Below are 22,902 nucleotides of genomic sequence, written 5' to 3'. Positions count from 1 at the left end.
GTGGGCAGGCGGGCGGGCCGAGCGCGGAGGCGCGCCTGTGTCGCCACGGGGCGCGTGGGCACCTTGAGCGCACGGGACAACCCGTCCATTCGCAACAAGGAGACGTCCTATGGCGCGCATCGCGTTCATCCTGGCCGACGACTTCGAGGATTCCGAGTTCCGCATTCCGTATGACCGCGTGAAGCAAGCAGGGCACGAGGCGGTCGTCATCGGCGTGGAGGCCGACACGCCCGTGAAGGGCAAGAAGGGCAAGGAGGTCATCACCCCGGACAAGGCCGTGCGGAACGTGTCGTCCCGGGACTTCGATGCGCTGGTGATTCCGGGGGGCTACTCACCGGACCACCTGCGCATGGACATCGACATGGTGGGCTTCGTGCGGGACTTCTACCGCGCGGACAAGCCGTTGGCGGCTGTGTGCCATGCGCCGTGGATGCTGGTGGAGGCGGACATCGCGGATGGGATGACGCTCACGTCGTGGCCCTCCATCCGCACGGACCTCATCAACGCGGGCGCGCGCTGGGTGGACCGCGAGGTGGTGGAGGATGGCAACCTCATCACCTCGCGCAACCCGGGGGACCTGCCGGCCTTCAGTGAGGCGCTGCTGCGACAGGTGGCCCAGGGCATCGCCCCACGCCTGGAATCACCGCGCGGGCGCGAGGCCACTGCGGAGCAGCCGTCCAGCGTGCACTGAGTCAGTCACGGGCCACGAGCGGACGGGATGTGTCGGCTCGTGGCCTGTTGTTGCGGGAGTGCGTTCCTCGGTCAGACGGGCTGCTGGTTCATGAAGGTCTGGAGGGTGGCCGCGCAGTGGCCGCAGTGCTCCCGGAAGGGCGCGCTGAGCGCGGGCTCTCGTGAGAGCTTCTCCCAGTAGGACAGGGCGAGGCGTGCGGCGTCGGACCAGATGTCCACGGTGCTCGCGGTGGGCGGGCGTGGCGTGAAGGTCCGCTCGACGAGGTTCGTTCCCACGGGCGCGAACACCATGGGCAGCATGTCGTAGACCGGCGCGAGTCGGAACCGCTTCGGCCCTTCTGGGAAGAAGGACAGGTTGCCGAAGTGGCGGTCCGTGTTGCCGGTGAGCTGGCCGAAGGTGTCGAGCCAGCGCATTCGCCGTGCATCGTCTTCGGAGACGAGCTGCGCCTCGTGCATTCTCGATGCGGCCTGCGTCCAGGTGTCGCGCGGGCCGATGTACTCGTCGGTGATGGCTCCGAGTGACAGCAGGGCCTTCCTGCCGCGTGCGCCGAGCCGGTCGAAGCGTTCCACTTCGAGGAAGCGATGGTCCTCCACATCCAGCCAACGCGCGTTGGCCGCGGGGATGCCCGCGTCGCGAAGTGTTTCAAGCGCGAGCGCTTCGGCGATGAGCAGGTCCCTCCATCGAGAGGCCGCTGCTCCATCGTCGGGGCCCGCGAACTTCACGATGACGTGGCGACCCAGGGAGTACGTGGCGAACTTGGGATGCTCTCCGCCCACGGAGGAGCCCGACGGTCCCTGTTCGGAAGCCCGTGCGAGCGCGAGGTAGTCGTCGGGAGTCGCCGTGGGCAGAGGCGTGGCGAGATATCGGTCGAGCGATTCGTCACCGAGGATGAGGTCTCCGACGCAGTCCTCTCCACGCAGGGCCAGCGCGACGAGACAGTGGTCATCCGTCCAGTCCGCCACGCGTTGGGGGAGCAAGAGCTCGGGATGGCGGAGTGAGAATGTCCGGCCGATGTAGCCCTGTGGACTCATGTCCGTCGCGAACGGCGGGAGCCCCTCGAAGTGCTTGGGCGCGCGTTCCGTGTATTCGAGCCAGTGTCGACCACCCGTGAGCAAGCGGAGCACGCCGTACCGGTGGACAGCGCCTGCTTCATCGATGCGGTGGACGTTCAGCCGTGTGCCGAGCGGGGGCAGCTCGCGGGTCCGCGCATAGCGGGTCGCCGGTCCTTCGCCCATGCGACACACGCGGTCCCCCGCCGCGAGCAGGAGGCGCGTCACCGAGGGGCGAGAAACCTTGAGCTGCGTCGCGAGCTCGCTCGCTCGGGCTTCATCCCGACGGCCGAGGGCCGCTAGAAGCTGTTCCACCGTGGCCATGAAGTGGGGCCCGCCCTGTCTCCCTGATTCAACCCGTGAACAGATTTCTGATTCGATTCGTGAACCGAATGCCGAAGGATGTTCGAGATGAGAGCCACGAGCATCTTCTTGGATTCACTGGGAAAAGTGAAACCGGGCCGCCCCGCGTGAGAGCGGAGTCGGCCCGGTGGGCACAGCGGGATGAACAGCTCCCTGCACCTCAGTGGTCGCCGTAGCGCTTCTCGCCAGCCTCCACGCGGAGGGCCAGGCGGTTGCCACGCGGAGGCAGCGGGCAGGTGGCGAAGCGCGTGAAGGCGCAGGGCGGGTTGTAGGAGCGGTTGAAGTCGAGCACCACCTGTCCGTCCTTCGGCATGTCCGAGTACAGGAAGCGGCCCGCGCCGTACGTCGCATCGCGGTTCGTCTCGTCCGCGAAGATGATGAAGAGCTGGTTGGAGCCCTCTTCCTCCACCGGCGTCAGGCGGTACTCCTTGCCGTCCATGGTGAAGACGAGCGTGCCCGGCGCCTTCATCTCCTCCGTGGTGCCCAGCACGTTGGGAACCTGGAGCGTGCGCGGCGTGGCCGAGGGCTCGAAGCGCGCGGTGACGCGCCACGTGGGGCTCGCCGGATAGGTCTCGATGCCGTGGAACTGCTTGCGCGCCTGCGCCTGCGAGTCCTTCACACGCACGCCCAGCTTGTCGCCTCGGAGGATGACCTGGAAGTTGAGGCTGCCGAGCTTCACCACATCCGGGGAGCCCTTCTCGTCCGTCTTCAGCTCGCCCCCGGTGAAGGGCGCGTTGTTGCGCGTGAACTGCACACCCGACGCGGGCTGGAAGCTGACGGTGTTGCCCTTGCGCGTGAAGATGCCGAGCTTCGCGGGCGTACCGGCCGGGAAGTCCAGTTCGCTCTCGGGCGCGGAGCCGGCGGTCTGCTCGCCCTCCTTGAGCCAGAAGAGGCCGACGAGCGTCAACCAACCCTCCTCGGACTGGAGTCGCTGGATGCGCTGCTCATGCCAGGCGCGGGTGGAGGCGGTGAGGTCTTCGGGCGTCGTGGGAGTGGACACAGTCTTGGCGGGGGCAGCGGGTTTCGGCGGCGGGGCCTTCTGCGGGGCCGGCGCGGCCTGGAGGGCGAGGGACAGGGCCAGGGCAAGGGGCGTCATGTCGGGTGCCTCGGTGAGAGGGGGCTTCCAGCAGCGGCCCCCTGTCTAACAGGGTGGGGTGCGCGGCGCAGGGTTGCAGGCGACCGGGCTCCGTGCGAAGCCGGACACCCGCCGTGGAACTCGACCTGAAGCCGGCACCGCCGCCGGGTGCCTTCCGCAAGCTCGCCCTGGGGGCGTGGCGTTCGCCCAGGGACCCGAGCGCCTATGCGTCCCTCGAAGTGCGCATGGAGAAGGCCGTTGCGTTCCTGGAGGCGTGGCGGGCTCGCACCGGACAGCGACTCACGGTGACGCACCTGGTGGCCAAGGCGTCCGCGGACGCGCTGCGCCTGTACCCCGAGGCCAACGTGCTCCTGCGCTGGGGCGCGCCCTCGCTGCGTGTGGACGTGGGTGTGTGCGTGCTCGTCGTGCAGCCCGAGGAGTCGGGACGGGCGGACCTGACGACGGCCACGGTGCCTCGGGCGGATACCCTGTCGTTGGAGGAGTTCGCGCGGGCGATGGAGGCCGTCGTGTCCCAGGTGCGCTCGCGCAAGGACGCGGTCATCGAGCGGGGCAAGCGTCGCTCGTATCGCATCCCCGGGATGTTCATGGGGCTGGCGCTGCGGCTCCTGTCCTTCGTCTGGTTCACGCTGAACGTGGACCTGCGCTGGGTGGGGATGCCCAGGGACCCGTTCGGTTCGGTGGTGGTGACGAGCCTGGGCTCGCTGGGGCTGGAGCGCGGCTTCGTGGCGACGGTGCCGTACACGCGGGTGCCGCTCATCCTCGCGCCGGGTGCGGTGCGGTCCGTGCCGGTGGTGGAGGCGGGCGAGCTGGTTCCCGGGCGGATGATGACGCTGACGTGTACGTGGGACGCGCGGGCGCTCGACGTGGAGGTGGTGGCGAAGGTGCTGCGGCACGTGGGCGCGGCGCTGGAGTCGCCCGAGGAGACGTGGGGGGCTGCGAGCGGCGAGCGGGTGGGGTAGAACGGGACACGTCGCCACTGCTGGAGGTCCCGTCATGCCCGTGGATACCAATCGTCGCGTTGCCTCCGCCCGTCCCGTGGGGCGCGCGCTCGGAGGGCAGGACCGCTACGAGAAGGAAGCGCTCGAGGGTCCGGCGGAAGGTCCACTGGCGATGACTCGACGCCAGCGACTGGCGGGCGGGCCCAATCGCGCGGAAGGGGAGAGCCCCTTCGCCGCGAAGATGCGGCAGCTCGCGGAGAGCAAGTCGTCCAAGGACGAGGAGCGCTGAGGTCTTCGGTGGAGCAGGCCCTTCGATGAAGGTCTATCTGGACGACGAGAGGCCCACGCCGGAGGGCTGGGTGGCGGTGCGGTGGCCGGAGGAGGCCATCGCGTTGCTGGAAGGTGGGCAGGTGGTCGAGCTCAGCCTCGACCATGACCTTGGAGACGATGAGCACGGCACGGGCTATGACGTGCTGCTCTGGCTCGAGGAAGCGGTGGCCACGCGGGGCTTTGTTCCTCCGCGTGTCCGGGTGCATTCAGCGAACAGCTCCGCGCGCCACAAGATGGAGCTGGCGATGGAGCGCATCGAGCGTTTCGTTCGCGAGCGGTGACGGCTCAGCGTGAGCGCGGAGTTGGACTCGGGCTCGGGGCGACCTGGATGCGGGTCGCGTTGGTGCTGCCGTCGGCGATGAGGCTGAAGGCCGCCTGGACGGCGGTGCCTTGGGGCAGGCTCTCGAGTGAGATGCGTTGTCCGTTGCGGACCACCTGGGTGTTCTGGCCGACGCGGAGGTTGTAGAGGTCTCCGGTCTCCGCGTCTCGGACCACGACGCGTCCCTTCGAGGTCGAGGCCACCTGTCCGCGCATGACGACGCTGGCGACCACGGTCTTCTCGGGGTTCGCCCCCGTGTCCCGCGCGGGCTCCGGGGGCGCGCTCTGTTTGGGGGGCGTGCTCTGGCCCAAGGACTCCTGTCCCGAGCCGCCGGTGCCTTCTTCTTTCTTGTCCGAGTGCGGGCCGCGCAGGGCGTTGACCTGTCGCTGGAGGCGCAGGACATCGGAGCGAAGCATCGCGACTTCACGAGTCAATTGCTGCGGGCTCAGGTCCTTCCCCGAGGAAGCGGCCTCCGCGCTGCCGCCATGCGCGTCACCCGCCGCGTCGGAAGGTTCGGTGCCTCCCTGCGTGGGAGGAGCCCTGCCGCTGGGGACATCATTTCCAGAGCCTTGGTTTCCAGCGCCTTGGTTCGAGGCCGGGGTGTTGTTCGTGTTTCCGGAGCCACCCGTGCCCGAGTAATCCGTGTTCGGCGTACCGAGGTTGTCCTCGGCCCCCGTGGCGCCCTGTGGGACGGGCGAGTAGCTGCCTGGTTCATACGTGCCCGGTGGCTGCGTGCCGGTATCTCCCGAGACGCCTCGGCCTTGCTGGTTCTGTGGAGGTGAGGTCATTCCAGGAGCGGACGACCCACCGCTCGACCCACCGCCCGCTGTCTGCGCGAGGGCAGCGGGAGTCATCAAGAAGCTGAACGTCAGGGCCGCGGAGAAGAGCGCTCGTCGCATGGTGGGGTCCTTTCCTCGTCCTCAAGGTTGAGGCTTGGGGCCCTGGCGACAAGCGAGCCTCGCGGAAGCTCGCACGCTCGCGTTCATCCGGAGTGATGCCCGTCCGCGCGGCGCCCCTGCGAGCAGGGAGGGAGGGGCGCGCGGAGGGCTCAGCCGGGCGTCGACGGAGAAGTGGTGTCCGTTCTGTGCGGGTGCGTCCTCGTCAAGGCGGCGGGGCGGAATCCCAGGTGTCACCCTCACGAGTCTCTCCGCAGGGAGGCCACTGCACGGGGCGTGGTGCGAGGAGGGGCCGCGCCCTGCGGGCTTCTTCCAGTTCATCCACGGTGATGGTCGCGTTTGCGTGAGCGTATCGCAGGAGCCAATCGCGACTCTTGAGGCTGCGCTCCGGATTGCACCAGGGGTCCCGTCTCACGGGGGCGTCGTAGACCGCCTTGAGCAGCGCGATGCTCGCGAGGTCGAGCTCCGCCCACTCCTTGCCGAAGACATTCCTGGCAACGTCGAAGACACCCTGTTGCTGCTCGTGGAATGCGCGGTGCCGGAGTTCGTGCAGCACCAGGTCCTCCGCGCTCCAGTGGCGAGTGAGCCAGACCGCCAGCGCGACGCGCTCCTCAGGCCGAATGCGGTCGGCGCCGCGCTGCTCCAGGTCGGAACTCCAGCGATACGCGGCATCGAGTGCGAGCCCGAATCCCTCGGGTTCGATTTCTGCGAAGCAGGCGGTTGTAAAAGGGATCAATTGCAATACACCGAGGGCCACTGTCCAGGGCCAGATGGGTTGGACGTGAGTCACCTGGGGCCGTTCCATGCTCATCCACCATCGGAGCCGGAGTTGCTCCGCGGGTCGGAAAAGAGGCACGGGCTTGGAGGGAAGGACAGGGACCCTCGCGAGCGTGTGGCTGTAGAAGCCCTCCAGTGCGGCCAAGGGCACCACAACTGCGAGTCCCAGCAGACACACCAGCCACCGCAAGCCGCGCTTCCATCGCATGGGCTTCGGCGCAGTGCAGCCTTCAGGCCAGGACTCAGAACGTGTACCGCGCCCCGAAGCGAACCTGTCTCGGTGGTTGCTGCTCCATGGCCACGGTGGGGTCTTCGCTGCTCGGGGTCATCCGCGTCTCCGTCTGGATGTTGAAGAGGTTGAAGGCATCGAGGTCGAAGGACAGTGCCTTGCCGCGGTCGAATTGATAGTCCACTCCGAACCGCGCATCGACGACATGCAACCAAGGCGTGGATCCCCGCTGTCCTGCCTTGAGTGCTCCCGACGCGGCGACATAGGCAAGTCCCAAGTGCGCCAACATCGCCGGAGTCAACCGCTGTCGTCTTCCCCCGAAGGCTTTGAGGACATGGGTGCGCCGTGCCACGGCGGACGTTCCTCGCAGCATGTGGTTCAGCGAGTCCTCACGACTGCCGCTGAAGCGCGACCACGTGTAGCTGGCCTGCCCCATCCAGTCGTAAGCGGCCGTTCGTGCCAGCTCCAACGTTACCGCGTCATGAGTCTGCTCCTGCTTGGGCAGGCCGGAGCCCAACCCCTTCCCGGGATTGACGAGCCGCCATGCATCGCCTCCCGGGTTGCTCACGAGTCCCAGTCCCGTATCCAGCTCCCTGCGGACATAGGTCACGCTCATGACTGTTTCGCCCAGCACCGCCACGTCGGTGCCGAGTGTGACCTCGCTGGTCGAGGCAGGTGAAAGGTGGGGATCCACCTCCACCCCGCGAACCTGCTCACCCGATGCATCAGGAAGCAGCAGTCCGAGCAACACGCGCCCGCGATACTTGCCGTAGTGAGCGAAGAGGCGCATCTCGCCACGCTCGAAGGGGTCCACGACCACGCCCAATTGAGGCGAGAGCATGTGGCTTTCAGCACGTGTCTCCCCGTGTGAGGGCACGAGCCGCTGCATGTCGTAACGAAGCCCGACGTTGAGGGTCAGAAGGTAGGAGTACATCCAGGAGTCCTGGACGAAGCCCCCCACCACGTCGCGATGTGTCCGGGTCGCGATGCTCGAAGGCGCTGACTGGAGGCCACGGGGAGACCGGCGTTGCGCGCTGGGGACTCTCTGCACCGCGTCGTGGACCAGCCACTCCGCGTCGAGCCCCACCTTCAGGGTGTGCTGCAGCTTGGGGATTCCCAGGGCTCCATAGTTCCGATAGTGGGCCCGTCCCTGGACCTGGAATTGATTCGTCTCGTGCTCTTCGTCTCCGCACCGGGTGTAGAGCGCCAACAGCGCGGAGCCGCAGGCGAGTCCTTCTGTCTCCGTCCCCGTGTCCCCCGAGAGAGCAGGGCGCTGGGAGAAGTGTTGTCGAAGCCAGCGCGCATCGATATCGAGCAACACCGCCTTGTCCAACAGTCCCCCGCGGTGCCCGAGTCCGAGCAGCAGGGTGTCTCGCTCCAGCGTGCGTGGTGCGAAAGCAGCCGTCCCCTCATGCAATCGCTGGGTGGCGGGCATCGTGATGAACGTCAGCGTCGTGTTGTGGTCCGCGTTGAACAGGTAGGTCAGGCGACCCAAGGCCTGGACCTCTCGTTGGTCGGATTGAATGGTGAGGGAGTCCTCTTCGGGGACGGCTGACCGCGAGCGTGTGCTCTCTACTCGCTGAACCGAGGGAATCAGCCCCAGGGAGAACCAGAGCTGGTCCTTCAGGATGGAGCCGGAGAGGACCGCGCCCAGCTCTCCCATGTTCTCAATCACTTCATGGGGACTGTCCTGGAGCGGCCGACGCCCCTGGAGCAAGCCGGTGGCCCAATGGGCGAAGACGGACCCGTTGAACTCATTGCCACCGGATTTGTTCTCCCCCGCATCGATGATGACTCCCGTGGCTCGTCCGTATTGGGGAATGCGCCCACGGAACAGCAGCTCACCCCAGTCGTACTGAAGAAGCTCCAGGCTTAGGGGTACGGCATTGCGTCCGAACACACCGTCCTGGGTGGAGAGGCCGTCCAGCACATATCCGTTCTCCGAGGGGCTCGTTCCGAGGAGTGTGAGCCCCTGGTCCGTGTCGACTGCTTCCGAGCGCAAGGACTGAAGCCTGTCGACCGAGCGCATCGCGCTGCCCGGGATGGGTCGTGCGATGGGAAGAAAGTCGGTGTCGAGATGGTCGAGGGACTCGGAGACACCCGTGCTCTCGGTGTCCACGGGGGGGAACTCGCCGCGAGTCGGCTCAAACAACTCTCGAAAGGACTCGGGAAGGAGGCTGGCACTGATGCGCAAGGCACGCGCTTCTCGCACGGGGACCGAGTCCCTCCTCAACGGTAGAAATCCTTCCCTCTCGAAGCGCAGTTCGTACACGCCCGGTGGAAGGAGCTCGAACCGGTAGGTGCCGTCCATTTCCGTGACGACAGTGAACTCGCCCTGGGGCTCGGACGCGGAAGCAGTCACGACGACATCCCCGACGGGCTGTCGGCTCTGGGCGTCAATCACCGTGCCCAAGATGCTGCTCGTGGGCTCCGCCCTGGCAGTGGGTGCCTGGCTCATCCCCACGAGGACTCCGACGACGACGTGAAACACGGTCAGGTTCCGCATCTCCCAGAACCTTCCATGGGGCTCGAGCGTCGTTCGTCATGGTTTCCGCACGAAGCAGGCAGGCACCCGTGATGATTCCGTGCTGTGCTGGAGCCAGCCTCGGGGTGGGTGGCTCGGAAGCGGGTCGGGCGCTATTCGTGTGAGGTCGAGGGCCGGGGCAGCACTGTCACGAGGTCTCAACCTTGAGTGGACGCGAGAGCGCGGTGACCACGGGAAGGAAGGGCGCACGCGCGTCCGCGAGGAATACGCGCGCTCGCAGCCTCCGGCCCTGGCCGCTCACCCTCGCCACCGCCGTCTCGCTGGGCCTCCTCCTCTACGTCGCCACCACCAGCCTGCCCTACCTCGTCTCCTCCCCGACGACGGACCCGAACTTCGGCGCCCTCAACCACTGTCTCTCCAAGGCCCACCCCGAAGCCCGGCTGGGCTGGGCCGTCTCCCCGGACGCCACGCGCGCCGCTGTCTACGGCCCCCACGCCGTCGCCGTCTGCGGCCCCGGTGACGCCGCCACGCGCAGGGAACTCACCGGCACCCTCGCCCTCGCCTTCGACGGAGACAACCGGCTGTGGCTCTCCGCCGCGGGCCGCTTGCTGCGCGAGGACGGCGCCACCCTGCGCCCCATGGGCGACTTCGAGCCCATGGCCCTGGCCGGTCACTCCCACGGCATGCTGGCCCTGGATGCCTCCGGACAGCTCGTCTCCGTGGCGCCTGGGGGCACGGTGCTCGCGCAAACGCTCGTTCCCGGAACCACGGGCCGACTCTCCGTGGGCTCGGGCGGCGTGCTGGCCGCCGTGCTCTCCGAAGGACTGCTGCGCGTCTTCGACACCCGCACCCTCACCCCCGTTGAACTGGACCTCCCCTGCGCGGTGGAGACCGTGTGGTGGCTGGATGAACCGGACCGGCTGTTGATCGGCTGCACACCGTCCGGGGCACCGTCGTTCTCGGTCGATGTGCGCACCGGAATGCGTGAGAAAGCACCGGAATACCGGAGTCTGGCCCCTGCTCGCCGGCTCTCCGGTCGGCCGCTCTATGTCCAGGGCTGCGACGGTTTTCCCTGCACGGCGCCGCCGCCCTGACATGTTGCACAAAGGCTCCGGGTCCCGTGGTTTCCACACGGGCCGTCCGGAAGTTCGGAGTGGAAGTCCAGTAGGCGACAAATCGTCCTGTCAGGGCGGGCTTTGAATCGACAAGCCCGCGAACTCACAGGAGATTCGCGGCCCGGCCGTCCGTCGTGAAACACAGCTCACGGCGTTCATCCCGATCAGAAGGGTTCTCCTCGTGGACGACACCAAGGTTCCCAGCTCCAGCAATGGCAAGAAGCGCGCCTCGACGCGCAAGCAGCCTCGGAGCGATGTGGCTTCCAGCCCGCAGACCGCCAGCGACACCCTCGCGGCCCACCGCGTGGAAGCCGAGCGCACCCGCACCCGTGCGAGTGACTCGAAGCCCGCTCATGGGGCAGGCAGGCAGGCGGACGAGGGTGCGCGGAGTCGTGGCGGCGGCGCCAGGACGCCCGGCGGTGGTGCGCGCATCCGAGGGGATGACCCGATGCGGACGCTGCTGGCCGCGCTGCGGGCCGTGCAGGGCGGAGACTTCTCCGTGCGCCTGCCGGACTTCTCCACCCTCCCGGTGATGGATGACATCTCCCGCGCCTTCAACGCGGTGGTGACGCTCAACTCGGCCATGACGCACGAGATGGTGCGCGTCTCCCGCGTGGTGGGCCGCGAGGGCCGCATGGGCGAGCGTGTGTCGCTGGGCGACGCGCGCGGCGACTGGGCCACGAGCATCAACTCCATCAACGCGCTCATCGGCGACCTGGTGCAGCCGACGACGGAAGTCGCTCGCGTGCTGGTGGCGGTGGCCGAAGGCGACCTGACGCAGAAGATGGCCCTCGAAATCGACGGCCAGCCGGTGAAGGGCGAGTTCCTGCGCATCGGCACCACCGTGAACGCGATGGTGGATCAGCTCAACTCGTTCGCCGCCGAGGTGACGCGCGTCGCGCGCGAGGTCGGCAGCGACGGCAAGCTGGGCGGACAGGCCGAGGTGAAGGGCGTGTCCGGCGTGTGGAAGGACCTCACGGACAACGTGAACCTGATGGCCAACAACCTCACGGCCCAGGTGCGAAACATCGCCGAGGTGTCCACCGCCGTCGCCAACGGCGACCTGTCCAAGAAAATCACGGTGGACGCGCGCGGCGAGGTGCTGGAGCTGAAGAGCACCATCAACACGATGGTGGACCAGCTCAACGGCTTCGCCTCCGAAGTGACGCGCGTGGCGCGTGAAGTGGGCACGGAAGGAAAGCTGGGCGGTCAGGCCGCGGTGCCCGGTGTGTCCGGCACGTGGAAGGACCTCACGGACAACGTGAACTTCATGGCGTCCAACCTCACGACGCAGGTGCGCGGCATCGTGAAGGTGGTGACGGCCGTCGCGAACGGTGACCTCACCCAGAAGCTGATGGTGCCGTCGCAGGGCGAAATCGCCGCGCTGGGCGCGACGCTCAACAACATGACGGACACGCTCAACGTCTTCGCCCAGCAGGTGACGAGCGTGGCGCGCACGGTGGGTGTCGAGGGCAAGCTGGGCGCCCAGGCCCAGGTGCCCGGCGCCGCCGGCACGTGGAAGGACCTCACCGACAACGTCAACCTGATGGCCAACAACCTCACGGCCCAGGTGCGCAACATCGCCGACGTGACGACGGCCGTCGCCAAGGGCGACCTGTCCAAGAAAATCACGGTGGACGTGAAGGGCGAGGTGATGGAGCTGAAGGACACCATCAACACGATGGTGGACCAGCTCCGCGCGTTCGCCTCCGAAGTGACGCGCGTCGCGCGCGAGGTGGGCACCGACGGCAAGCTGGGCGGTCAGGCCGATGTGAAGGGCGTCGCTGGCGTGTGGAAGGACCTCACCGACAACGTCAACAGCATGGCCTCCAACCTCACCACCCAGGTGCGCAACATCGCCCTGGTGACGACGTCGGTGGCCAATGGCGACCTGTCGAAGAAAATCACGGTCGATGCTCGCGGCGAGATTCTGGAGCTGAAGAACACCATCAACACCATGGTGGATCAGCTCAACTCGTTCGCCTCGGAAGTGACGCGCGTCGCGCGCGAGGTCGGCACGCACGGCAAGCTGGGCGGACAGGCCGAGGTGAAGGGCGTCTCCGGTACGTGGAAGGACCTCACGGACAACGTGAACGTGATGGCCGTCAACCTCACCACCCAGGTGCGTGGCATCGCCAAGGTGGTGACGGCGGTCGCCAACGGGGACTTGACGCAGCGGCTGAAGATGGAGGCCAAGGGCGAGGTCGCCGAGCTGGCCGACACCATCAACGCGATGACGCAGACGCTCTCCATCTTCGCGCAGCAGGTGACGGACGTCGCTCGCACGGTGGGCGTGGAAGGCAAGCTGGGCGCCCAGGCCGTGGTGCCGGGCGTCGCGGGCACGTGGAAGGACCTCACCAACAACGTGAACCTGCTCGCGAACAACCTCACCGACCAGGTCCGCAACATCGCCGAAGTCACCACGGCGGTCGCCAATGGTGACCTGTCGAAGAAAATCACGGTCGACGCCAAGGGCGAGGTGCTGGAGCTCAAGAGCACCATCAACACGATGGTGGACCAGCTCCGAGGCTTCGCGTCGGAAGTGACGCGCGTCGCGAAGGAGGTCGGCACCGAGGGGAAGCTGGGTGGTCAGGCGGAAGTGCGCGGGGTGTCCGGCGTCTGGAAGGACCTCACGGACAACGTGAACTTCATGGCCTCCAACCTCACCAGCCAGGTTCGCGGCATCGTGCGCGTGGTGACGGCGGTCGCCAACGGTGACCTCACCCAGAAGCTCATCATGGACGCGAAGGGCGAAATCGCCGCCCTCGCGGAGACCATCAACGCGATGACGCAGACCCTGTCCATCTTCGCCCAGCAGGTGACGGACGTCGCCCGCACGGTGGGCGTCGAGGGCAAGCTGGGCGCCCAGGCGGAGGTGCCGGGCGTCGCGGGCACGTGGAAGGACCTCACCAACAACGTGAACCTGCTGGCCAACAACCTCACGGCCCAGGTGCGAAACATCGCCGAGGTGACGACGGCCGTCGCGAATGGCGACCTGTCGAAGAAAATCACGGTCGACGCCAAGGGCGAGGTGCTGGAGCTCAAGAGCACCATCAACACGATGGTGGACCAGCTCCGCGCGTTCGCCGCCGAGGTGACTCGCGTCGCGAAGGAAGTCGGCACCGAGGGCCGGCTGGGCGGTCAGGCCGACGTGAAGGGCGTGTCCGGCGTCTGGAAGGACCTCACCGACAACGTGAACGTCCTCGCCGGAAACCTCACGGACCAGGTGCGAAACATCGCCAAGGTGACAACGGCCGTCGCCAACGGTGACCTGTCGCAGAAAATCACCGTCTCCGTGAAGGGCGAGGTGCTGGAGCTGAAGAACACCATCAACACGATGGTGGACCAGCTCCGAGGCTTCGCGTCGGAAGTGACGCGTGTCGCGAAGGAAGTCGGCACGGAGGGCAAGCTGGGAGGGCAGGCCGCGGTGCCCGGAGTCGCGGGCGTGTGGAAGGACCTCACCGACAACGTGAACGTCCTCGCCGGCAACCTCACGGACCAGGTGCGCAACATCGCCAAGGTCACGACGGCGGTCGCCAACGGCGACCTGTCGCAGAAAATCTCCGTCGAGGCCCGGGGCGAAATCCTGGAGCTCAAGAGCACCATCAACACGATGGTGGACCAGCTCCGCGCGTTCGCCGCCGAGGTGACTCGCGTCGCGAAGGAAGTCGGTACGGACGGCAAGCTGGGCGGTCAGGCCGCGGTGCCGGGGGTCGCCGGCACGTGGAAGGACCTCACCGACAACGTGAACAGCATGGCCTCCAACCTCACCGCGCAGGTGCGAAACATCGCGCTGGTGACGACGGCGGTCGCCAACGGTGACCTCTCCAAGAAAATCACCGTCGACGCGAAGGGCGAGATTCTGGAGCTGAAGGACACCATCAACATCATGGTGGACCAGCTCAACTCGTTCGCCTCGGAAGTGACGCGCGTCGCGCGCGAGGTCGGCACGGAAGGCAAGCTGGGTGGGCAGGCGGAAGTGCGCGGGGTGTCCGGCGTCTGGAAGGACCTCACGGACAACGTGAACTTCATGGCCCGCAACCTGACCACGCAGGTGCGCGGCATCGTCAAGGTCGTGACGGCCGTCGCCAACGGCGACCTCAAGCAGAAGCTGGTCGTCGAAGCGAAGGGCGAGGTGGCGGCCCTCGCGGAGACCATCAACAACATGACGGACACGCTGGGCACGTTCGCCGAGCAGGTGTCCACGGTGGCCCGCGAAGTCGGTGTCGAGGGGAAGCTGGGTGGACAGGCCCGCGTGCCCGGTGTGGCCGGCACGTGGAAGGACCTCACGGACAACGTGAACTTCATGGCGTCCAACCTCACCACGCAGGTGCGCGGCATCGTGCGCGTGGTGACGGCGGTCGCCAACGGTGACCTCACCCAGAAGCTCATCGTCGACGCGAAGGGCGAAGTGGCCGCGCTCGCGGACACCATCAACAACATGACGGACACGCTGGGCACGTTCGCCGAGCAGGTGTCCACGGTGGCCCGCGAAGTCGGTATCGAAGGAAAGCTGGGCGGTCAGGCTCGCGTGCCCGGTGCGCGCGGCACGTGGCGGCAGCTCACCGACAACGTGAACCAGCTCGCCGGCACGCTGACGAGCCAGCTGCGCGCCATCTCGGACGTGGCCACCGCGGTGACGAAGGGTGACCTCACCCGGAGCATCACCGTCGTCGCCGAGGGCGAGGTCGCCGCGCTGAAGGACAACATCAACCAGATGATCGTCAACCTGCGTGAGACCACGCAGAAGAACCAGGAGCAGGACTGGCTCAAGACGAACCTGGCGAAGTTCAGCGGGATGATGCAGGGCCAGAAGAGCCTGGACGCCGTCAGCCGCCTCATCATGAGCGAGCTGACGCCGCTGGTCTCCGCTCACCACGGCGCCTTCTTCCTGATGGACACCGACTCCGGCACGCCGGTGCTCAAGCTGACGAGCACCTACGCGTACCGGGAGCGCAAGCACATCGCCAACCGGTTCCGGCTGGGCGAGGGACTCGTCGGGCAGACGGCCCTGGAGCGGAAGACGATTCTGCTCACCCACGTGCCGCCGGACTACATCACCATCTCCTCCGGCCTGGGCGAGTCCGCGCCCCTCAACATCATCGTACTGCCCGTGCTGTTCGAAGGTGAGGTCAAGGCCGTCATCGAGCTGGCCTCGTTCCACACCTTCAGCGCCATCCATCAAATCTTCCTGGACCAGCTCACCGAGAGCATCGGCGTGGTCCTGAACATGATCATGGCGAACATGCGCACCGAGCAGCTCCTGCAGCAGTCGCAGGGACTGACCCAGGAGCTGCAGAGCCAGTCGCGCGAATTGACGCAGCAGCAGGACGCGCTCAAGCGCAGCAACAGCGAGCTGGAGGACAAGGCGAAGCTGCTCGAGGAGCAGAACCGCCGCGTCGAGGAGAAGAACAACGAAGTCGAACGCGCGCGCGTCAGCCTGGAGGAGAAGGCCGAGCAGCTCACCGTCATCTCCAAGTACAAGAGCGAGTTCCTGGCCAACATGAGCCACGAGCTGCGCACGCCGCTCAACAGCCTGCTCATCCTGGCCAAGCTGCTGTCCGACAACAAGGACGGCAACCTCAGCACCAAGCAGGTGGAGTACGCGAACACCATCTACGCGTCCGGTGGTGATTTGCTCAGCCTCATCAACGAAATCCTCGACCTGTCCAAGGTGGAGGCCGGGAAGATGCAGGTGGAGCCGCGGGACATCGTCCTGTCGGAGTTGAACCAGTTCATCGACCGGAGCTTCCGCCCCGTCGCGGACCAGAAGAACCTGGCCTTCACGGTGGAGGTGGCGCAGGGCGCCCCCCGCCACATCCGCACCGACCCGCAGCGGCTGCAGCAGGTGCTCAAGAACCTGCTCTCCAACGCCTTCAAGTTCACGGACGAAGGCAGCGTGAAGATGACGGTGAAGCTGGCCGAGCCGGGCACGCGCCTGGACCACGAGGTGCTCAAGCGCTCGCGCTTCGTGCTCGCCTTCTCGGTGACGGACACGGGCATCGGCATCGCCAAGGACAAGCAGCGCCTCATCTTCGAGGCGTTCCAGCAGGCGGACGGCTCCACCGCGCGCAAGTACGGCGGCACCGGCCTGGGCCTGTCCATCAGCCGCGAAATCGCCAAGCTGCTGGGCGGCGAAATCCACGTCCACAGCGAGCCGCGCAAGGGCAGCACCTTCACGCTGTATCTGCCGCCCGAGTACGTGGGCCCCGAGGACGACGGCATGCCGGTCATGCCGGTCATGCCCTCGCCGCTCGAGCCGCTGTCTCGCATGTCCCACGTCTCGTCGGAGCCCCTGTTCCCGACGCCCGCGCCGGTGCCGCCGACCGCCGCGGAGAACGCCCATGTGCTGGACGCGGCGCTGCCGCCTCCTCAGGTGGACTCGCTGCTTCCGCCGCTCGCGGTGGAGGACGACCGGGACCACATCCGCGAGGGTGACCGCGTCCTGCTCATCATCGAGGACGACCTGAAGTTCGCCCGCATCATGGTGCAACTGGCGCGAGAGAAGGGCTTCAAGGCCCTGGTCGCCACGCGGGGTGACACCGGCCTGTCCATGGCCAACGAGTTCCAGCCGCACGCGGTGACGCTCGACATCCAGCTGCCCGTCGTCGACGGCTGGAGCGTGCTCGACAGGCTCAAGCGCAACCCGCGCACGCGCCACATCCCGGTGCACATCATCAGCGTCATGGACAAGCACCTGGGCAACGCCCAGGGCGCGTTCGGCTACCTCACCAAGCCCGTCAGCAAGGAGGGCCTGGAGCGGGTGTTCAACCAGCTGGCGAAGTTCCTGGAGCGCACGGAACGGCGCCTGCTCCTCGTGGAGGACGACGACGTCCAGCGCAACAGCCTGGTCAGCCTGCTCGCCGAGGGCGGCGACGTCGCCGTCACGGCGGTGGCCACCGGCCAGGAGGTCCTCCAGAAGCTGGAGGAGGGCGAGTACGACTGCCTCGTCATCGACCTGCTCCTGCCGGACATGGACGGCATCAAGCTGGTGGAGGAGGTGAAGACGCAGCAGCGCTTCAGGGACTTGCCCATCGTCATCTACACGGGCAAGGAGCTGACGCCGAAGGACGACACGCGCCTGCGCCGCTACACCGGCAGCGTCATCCTCAAGAGCGGAACGAAGAGTCCCGAACAGTTGCTCAGTGACACGGCGCTGTTCCTGCACCGACTGGACCAGAACCTGCCTCCCCGCGCGCGGGCGGCCCTGGCGCAGCGCAGCGAGCAGGAGTCGGAGGTGGTGGGCAAGAAGGTGCTCGTCGTCGATGACGACATGCGCAACATCTTCGCCCTCACCAGCGTGCTGGAGAACCACGGCATGCAGGTGGTCTTCGCCGAGAACGGGCGGGCGGCCATCGAGACGCTCGAGCAGCACCGCGACGTGGATATCGTGCTGATGGACGTGATGATGCCGGAGATGGACGGGTACGAGACCATGCGGGCCATCCGCAAGGACGTGAAGTACGCCAGCCTGCCCATCATCGCCGTCACCGCGAAGGCCCTGAAGGACGACCGGGAGAAGTGCATGGCCGCGGGGGCCAGTGACTACCTGCCCAAGCCGGTGGATACGGACAAGCTTTTGGAACTCATCCGTCTCTGGGTGTCGGCTTGAGAGGTCGAATGATGGCTAGCGCACGACTCGTCACCGCCGGGCTTGGGGACGGCGGGGGGCGCGCCTAGCCTGTCCCGCCAGTGAACGGTGGGGCATACCTTGCTCCTATTTCAATGACGCCTAGCGAACACATCTCCGCCGAACGCCCCCAGGACGGCGCAAGCCGTCCCCGGGCGAGCATCCTGATGGTGGACGACCACCCGTCCAACCTGCTGGCGCTGGAGGCCATCCTCGAGCCGTTGGGGCAGGAGCTTGTCAAAGCGACCAGTGGCGAGGAGGCGCTCAAGTTCCTGCTTCAGCGCGACTTCGCCGTCATCCTGATGGACGTGCAGATGCCGGGCCTGGACGGCTTCCAGACGGCCACGCTCATCAAGCAGCGGGAGCGCACGCGCACCATTCCCATCATTTTCCTCACCGCGCTCAGCCGCGACGCGGCCCACATCTTCAAGGGTTATGCGCACGGCGCGGTGGACTACCTGCTCAAGCCCTTCGACCCGGAAATCCTCCGCTCGAAGGTCAGCGTCTTCGTGGATTTGTTCCTCAAGGAACAACAAATCCAGCGGCAGGCGGCGATGTTGCGCCAGCGCGAGCGCGAGGCGGTGGAGCGGCAGAGCGAGCTGCGCTACCGGCGGCTCACGGAGTCCTTGCCGGAGGTGATGTGGGCGGCGCGGGCGGACGGCTCGTTCACCTACGCCAACCGGGCGGGGCGCGACTACACGGGCATCCACGAGGAGCATCCGCTGTCGTTGGGCACGTTCCTGGAGTTCGTGCACCCGGTGGACCGGGAGGAGATGCGCTCGGCGTGGGAGACGGCCATCCGCTCCAGCCAGCGGGTGGAGCGTGAGTTCCGGCTGCGGCGTTTCGACGGGGTGTATCGCTGGCACCTGGCGCGCGCGGTGCCGGAGCGGGACGAGTCCGGGCACGTGGTGGGCTGGATTGCCGTAGCCACGGACATCGACGACAAGCGGCGGGCGGAGGAGGCGCTGGGGCGCTTCAAGATGACGCTGGACGCGACGTTGGACTGCGTCCTGATGTTCTCGCCGGACTCGCTGACGCTCACGTACGCCAACGCGGGCGCGGCCAAGCAGCTGTCGAGCAGCACGGACGAGCTGGTGGGGTTGTCGGTGCTGGAGGTGGAGAGCGCCTTCGACGAGGCGGGGTTCCGCAAGCTGCTGGCGCCGTTGGTGAGTGGGACGTTGCCCAGCCAGACGTACTCGACGACGCACCGGCGCAGGGATGGCACCGAGGTGCCGGTGGAGGTGGTGCTCCAGTTCGTGTCCGCGGCGGAGGGGCCCGGGGGGCGGTTCATCTCCGTGGCGCGCGATATCACCGAGCGTCAGCGCGCGGAGACCGCGCTGCGGCTGGCGAGCGAGGCGAAGGACGCGTTCCTCGCGGCGGCGAGCCACGAGCTGCGCACGCCGCTGGCGGCGGCCAAGGGGCACGCGCATCTGGCGCTCTTGAAGCTGGGCGGCGAGACGGAAGCGGGGCCGGGCAAGTCGCTGAAAATCATCAACCGGCAAATCGACCGGATGGCGAAGCTGGTGGAGGACCTGCTGGACATCAGTCGGCTGCAGGCGGGGCGGCTGTCGCTGGAGCTGGAGAAGTTCGACCTGGGCCAGCTGGTGCAGGAGACGCGGGACCGCATGGCGGTGTTGTCGCAGGGGCATGAAATCCAGGTGGAGGCGCCGGAGCACCTGGAGGGGACGTGGGACCGGGGTCGGTTGGACCAGGTGCTGACGAACCTCTTGTCCAACGCCATCCGCTACTCACCGGAGGGTGGGGCGGTGCTGGTGCGGCTGGTGCGCGAGGGGAAGGAAGGGGTGCACCTGTCCGTGAAGGACAGCGGCGTGGGGATTCCCAAGGACAAGCAGGCGCTCATCTTCGAGCGCTTCGGGCGCGCGCACGGCAGCAAGTACGGCGGCCTGGGGTTGGGGCTCACCATCAGCCAGGGCATCGTCGAACAGCACGGCGGACGCATCTGGGTGGAGTCCCAGGGCGTGCCGGGCCAGGGGTCCACGTTCAACGTCTGGCTGCCCCGTGAGACGGAGTCCCCCGGAGTCGGCGTGCATCACGAGCACGGCACGCGCACCGCGAGCTGACAGGGCGCCGGCGCGCGAGCGCGGCGTCAGAGATTGAAGCCCACGTTGCCCACGGAGATGCTGGGCCCGAAGATGAAGGACCAGCGGCTGGAGGGGACGACGGAGCCGTCGGAGCGGCGGGTGATGTCGTCCCGGAACTCGCGCGCCACCCACGCCTGTGCCCCCACCGCCGCTCCCGGTCCAATGGGCACGCGCAAGCTGAGCCCCAGCACCACCGCCAGCGTCGGGGGGAACTCGATGTCGCCGGACTGGGGAATCAACCCCATGCCCATCAGCCCCATCTCGATGCCCAGGAGCCGCTCCTGTCCCTCGTTGTTCAAGAGCGCCAGTCGCGACACCACGCCGAAGTTGAGGATGAGCTGCCCGCTGGGCTCCGTCGCCCGGTAGAGGCCCGCCGGAATCGTCGCCGTCGTGTACAGCCGGAAGCGCCCTCCCCTGACGATGGCCGTCCATTGCGCCGACGGCAGCCCCGAGCGGTCCGACGTGCTCAGCGCGTACCGCGACTCGTCCGCCACCAGCGACACCTGGACGAGAATCCGGTCGAACTGCGCCAGCTGCCCCGGCACGGGAATGGTCCGGGCCTCGCCCTGCGGCCGCAGCAACATCCGCTGCTCCACGTGGCTCTCCCCTCGGGCCGAGCCGTCCGCCTTGGTGACGTCGATGCGCAGCACGATTTCCTGTGTGCCCTGCTCGGGCTTGAGCCGCTCCCGGTGGATGATGACCCGACATGAGTTGCGCATCTCGTAGTTGATTCGGTGCGGACGGCTGGGCTCCAGCACCTGGTCCTTGCCCTCCTTGTCCGCGCACACCAGCTCCACCACGCTCTCGATGCGGATGGGCACGCTGGCCTCGCGCACCGAGCGCTGCACCCGCTCGTTGACGACGAACAGGTCCGCCGTCGCCAGCTCCCCCGGCAGCGTGGACACCTGATAGCCGAAGCGCAGCGACACGAAGCCGCCCGCGGTGGGCTCGCCCTGCACATAGGTCGTCCCGTCCCGCGAGATGATGCTGTAGGCCCCGGCCACAGGGCGCGGAACGAAGCGCCCCTGCTCTCCGCTCGAGGCCACGATGAGCTCCGCAGGTCGGTTGATGGGGATGAAGTCGATGGCCCCCTGGTCCGACAGCTCCAGCGACGCGCGCGGCACGGGCAGCGGCTGCGTCTTCGTCGTATCCGACGCCACCACCGAGCCCTCCACCCGCGAGGTCTGCGCGATGACCGTCACCTGCTGCTCGGACGTGCCTCCCGTGCGCAGCAACACATAGACGCCGTCCTGCGCCTTCACCACGCGCTCCACCCTCGCCCGCTGGTCGTTCATCGACCACAACAGCTTGCGCGGGTCGTGCTGGCATGACGTGTCCAGCCGCACCACCATCGCCGCGTTCTCCGCGTCGCGCAGCACCGTGCCCTCCACGGCCGTGAGCGGACACGCCAGCACGGGGAGCGTCTCCAGCAGCACCTGCTCCAGCACCTCGCCGCGCGCGAAGTAGATGCGCGGCGCCAGGCGCAGGCGCAGCGTCACGCTCACGTCCACGCCCGGCACGTTGCGCAGCGACACCGTGCCCTCGTTCACCTCGCAGCGCACCGGCCCGCAGTCCACCGACGCCAGTGCCTCCGAGTGGCTCAGCGCCACCGAGCCCGGCCCTCGCGACACATCCACGCCACCCGACTGGATGAGCGGCTGGGTCAGCACCACGCGCCCGGGGCGAAGCCGGAACGTCTCCGGGTCCACCACGTTGCCAGACGCGTCATACGTCGTGACATCCGGTCCATGCCGACCATGAGGCGGTGTCCAGTAGAGCGCTGCGTCCGTGGGCAGCCCGCGCGCCACGGGCACCGTGCAGCTCGCCGGCCCCCGCTCCGTCGAGGGCGCCAGGCACCGGTCCTGTCCCTCGATGAGCTGGGGCTGGGACTCACCCCGGGGCGTCCCACTCCAGGAGATGCCCACATGGTCCAGCCCCGCGCCGCGCAGCTCCACGCGGCCCTCGTCCGGAAAGAAGTTCGTCGCCGCCGCGTCCACGCGCGGAAAGGGGCCGGTGGCGATGACGGTGACGCGCTCCTCGGTCGTCTCGCACTGCCCCACCGACGACGCCACCTTCAACTCCTGGATGCGCGCGTCGTCCTGCTCCACCCGCTGCGGAGGCCGCAGGGTCCGACTGTCCGACGCCAGCGTCCAGCCTGCTCGCAACGGACCACAGACGACACCCTTCGAGACCACCGGCACGCCGGCGCCACCCTCGGGCACCTGGACGACGGGCGCGGCGGCGGCGAGGCCACCCACCAGCAGCCATGCGAGACAGAGCGCGCGGATGGATTCCATTCCCCCGTTAAACAGCGAGGGAGGGCACCAGCGTCAAGCGCCGTCTGCCCCTTCTCGTCCGGGGTGTCACGCGACGTGCGGACCTCCGAGCACGCAGGGTCCGCGAGTGGTCTTCCGCGAGTGGTCTTCGCTGACGCCAGACATTCTGGTGATGCGTCCGCGCGAGGTGCTCAGCGCTTGCGGGTCAGCAGCACGACGGCGCCCAGAATCGCGGCCATGGCGACCCACGACAGGGGGCTCATCGACTCGCCCGCGAACACGACGCCCAGGAGCACCGCCACCACCGGATTGACGTACGCGTAGCTGGTGGCCACCGAGGGGCTCGTGTGCCGCATCAGGTAGCCGTAAACGGTGTAGCCTACCAGCGAGCCGAAGGTGACCAGGTACGCGAAGGCCGCGAGCGCGCGCGCATCCGGCATGGCCGTCAGGTGCTCGCCACGCAGGAGCCCGAAGGTCAGCATCAGCGCGCCACCGCACAGCATCTGCGCCGCGGGCGCCATCATCCCCTGGGGCATCGGCATGCGGCGTCCGAGCACGGAGCCCAGCGCCCAGCTCATCGGCGACACCAGCAGGGCCAGCGTGGCC

General features: G+C 67.6%; 14 protein-coding genes. 7 read left to right on the top strand and 7 right to left on the bottom strand.

Annotation, left to right across the window (positions count from 1 at the left end; all coding sequences use genetic code 11):
• Positions 1–109: 109 nt before the first annotated feature.
• Entirely contained in the window at positions 110–691 is a 582-nt protein-coding gene (locus HR086_RS26900; protein ID WP_174467059.1) for a type 1 glutamine amidotransferase domain-containing protein, read from the top strand.
• Positions 692–762: 71 nt separating this feature from the next.
• On the opposite strand, the gene yjjJ is transcribed toward HR086_RS26900, so the two are convergent.
• Together yjjJ and HR086_RS26890 are read right to left on the bottom strand one after the other, a co-directional pair.
• On the bottom strand, positions 763–2,064 hold the full coding sequence (gene yjjJ / locus HR086_RS26895) for a type II toxin-antitoxin system HipA family toxin YjjJ (RefSeq protein WP_174467058.1): 1,302 nt from the start codon (positions 2,062–2,064) through the stop codon (positions 763–765).
• A 199-nt stretch (positions 2,065–2,263) separates the two neighbouring features.
• The gene (locus tag HR086_RS26890) at positions 2,264–3,199 is read right to left on the bottom strand and encodes a DUF1684 domain-containing protein (RefSeq protein ID WP_174454089.1); all 936 of its coding nucleotides are present in this window, start codon (positions 3,197–3,199) and stop codon (positions 2,264–2,266) included.
• Positions 3,200–3,312: 113 nt separating this feature from the next.
• On the opposite strand from HR086_RS26890, the gene HR086_RS26885 reads away from it, so the two are divergent.
• Genes HR086_RS26885 through HR086_RS26875 form a run of 3 tightly spaced genes read left to right on the top strand, consistent with a single transcriptional unit; the run spans position 3,313 to position 4,748 of the window.
• Positions 3,313–4,158: a 2-oxo acid dehydrogenase subunit E2 gene (locus tag HR086_RS26885; protein ID WP_174467057.1), complete on the top strand. Its 846-nt coding sequence runs from the start codon at positions 3,313–3,315 to the stop codon at positions 4,156–4,158.
• A gap of 34 nt (positions 4,159–4,192) precedes the next feature.
• Positions 4,193–4,426 (top strand): hypothetical protein, encoded by a 234-nt coding sequence (locus HR086_RS26880; RefSeq protein ID WP_141646813.1) that lies wholly within the window; start codon positions 4,193–4,195, stop codon positions 4,424–4,426.
• Between the two features lie 25 nt (positions 4,427–4,451).
• Positions 4,452–4,748, top strand: coding sequence for a cyclic-phosphate processing receiver domain-containing protein (locus HR086_RS26875; protein WP_141646814.1), 297 nt, complete (start codon positions 4,452–4,454; stop codon positions 4,746–4,748).
• A 4-nt stretch (positions 4,749–4,752) separates the two neighbouring features.
• Here HR086_RS26875 and HR086_RS48725 read toward each other — a convergent pair whose 3' ends face one another.
• The 3 genes from HR086_RS48725 to HR086_RS26860 all read right to left on the bottom strand — a co-directional run bounded on the left by HR086_RS48725 (position 4,753) and on the right by HR086_RS26860 (position 9,194).
• The gene (locus HR086_RS48725; protein WP_254626485.1) at positions 4,753–5,685 is read right to left on the bottom strand and encodes a hypothetical protein; all 933 of its coding nucleotides are present in this window, start codon (positions 5,683–5,685) and stop codon (positions 4,753–4,755) included.
• A 202-nt stretch (positions 5,686–5,887) separates the two neighbouring features.
• Positions 5,888–6,487, bottom strand: a complete 600-nt coding sequence (locus HR086_RS26865) for a transglycosylase domain-containing protein (protein WP_174467056.1) — start codon at positions 6,485–6,487, stop codon at positions 5,888–5,890.
• A 214-nt stretch (positions 6,488–6,701) separates the two neighbouring features.
• The gene (locus tag HR086_RS26860) at positions 6,702–9,194 is read right to left on the bottom strand and encodes a TonB-dependent receptor (protein WP_174454093.1); all 2,493 of its coding nucleotides are present in this window, start codon (positions 9,192–9,194) and stop codon (positions 6,702–6,704) included.
• A gap of 182 nt (positions 9,195–9,376) precedes the next feature.
• Here HR086_RS26860 and HR086_RS26855 point away from each other — a divergent pair, with 182 nt between their 5' ends.
• The 3 genes from HR086_RS26855 (at position 9,377) to HR086_RS26845 (ending at position 19,999) form a co-directional block, all read left to right on the top strand.
• Positions 9,377–10,267 carry a hypothetical protein gene (locus HR086_RS26855; RefSeq protein WP_174454094.1) on the top strand — a complete coding sequence of 297 codons (891 nt, stop codon included), beginning with the start codon at positions 9,377–9,379 and terminating at the stop codon, positions 10,265–10,267.
• Positions 10,268–10,736: 469 nt separating this feature from the next.
• A complete protein-coding gene (locus HR086_RS26850; protein WP_217441966.1) occupies positions 10,737–17,900 on the top strand; it encodes a HAMP domain-containing protein in 7,164 nt (2,387 codons plus the stop codon).
• 113 nt (positions 17,901–18,013) lie between these two features.
• Positions 18,014–19,999, top strand: coding sequence for a PAS domain S-box protein (locus HR086_RS26845; RefSeq protein ID WP_141646819.1), 1,986 nt, complete (start codon positions 18,014–18,016; stop codon positions 19,997–19,999).
• Positions 20,000–20,025: 26 nt separating this feature from the next.
• On the opposite strand, the gene HR086_RS26840 is transcribed toward HR086_RS26845, so the two are convergent.
• Entirely contained in the window at positions 20,026–22,317 is a 2,292-nt protein-coding gene (locus HR086_RS26840; RefSeq protein ID WP_174454097.1) for a hypothetical protein, read from the bottom strand.
• A 170-nt stretch (positions 22,318–22,487) separates the two neighbouring features.
• On the bottom strand, positions 22,488–22,902 hold a 415-nt coding region (locus HR086_RS26835; protein WP_174467054.1), incomplete at its 5' end, for an EamA family transporter.

This window comes from Myxococcus sp. CA039A, assembly GCF_013336645.1.
Lineage (GTDB): Bacteria > Myxococcota > Myxococcia > Myxococcales > Myxococcaceae > Myxococcus > Myxococcus llanfairpwllgwyngyllgogerychwyrndrobwllllantysiliogogogochensis.
The sequence above is the reverse complement of the archived record's forward strand: the minus strand, read 5'-3'. Positions and strand labels throughout refer to the sequence as shown.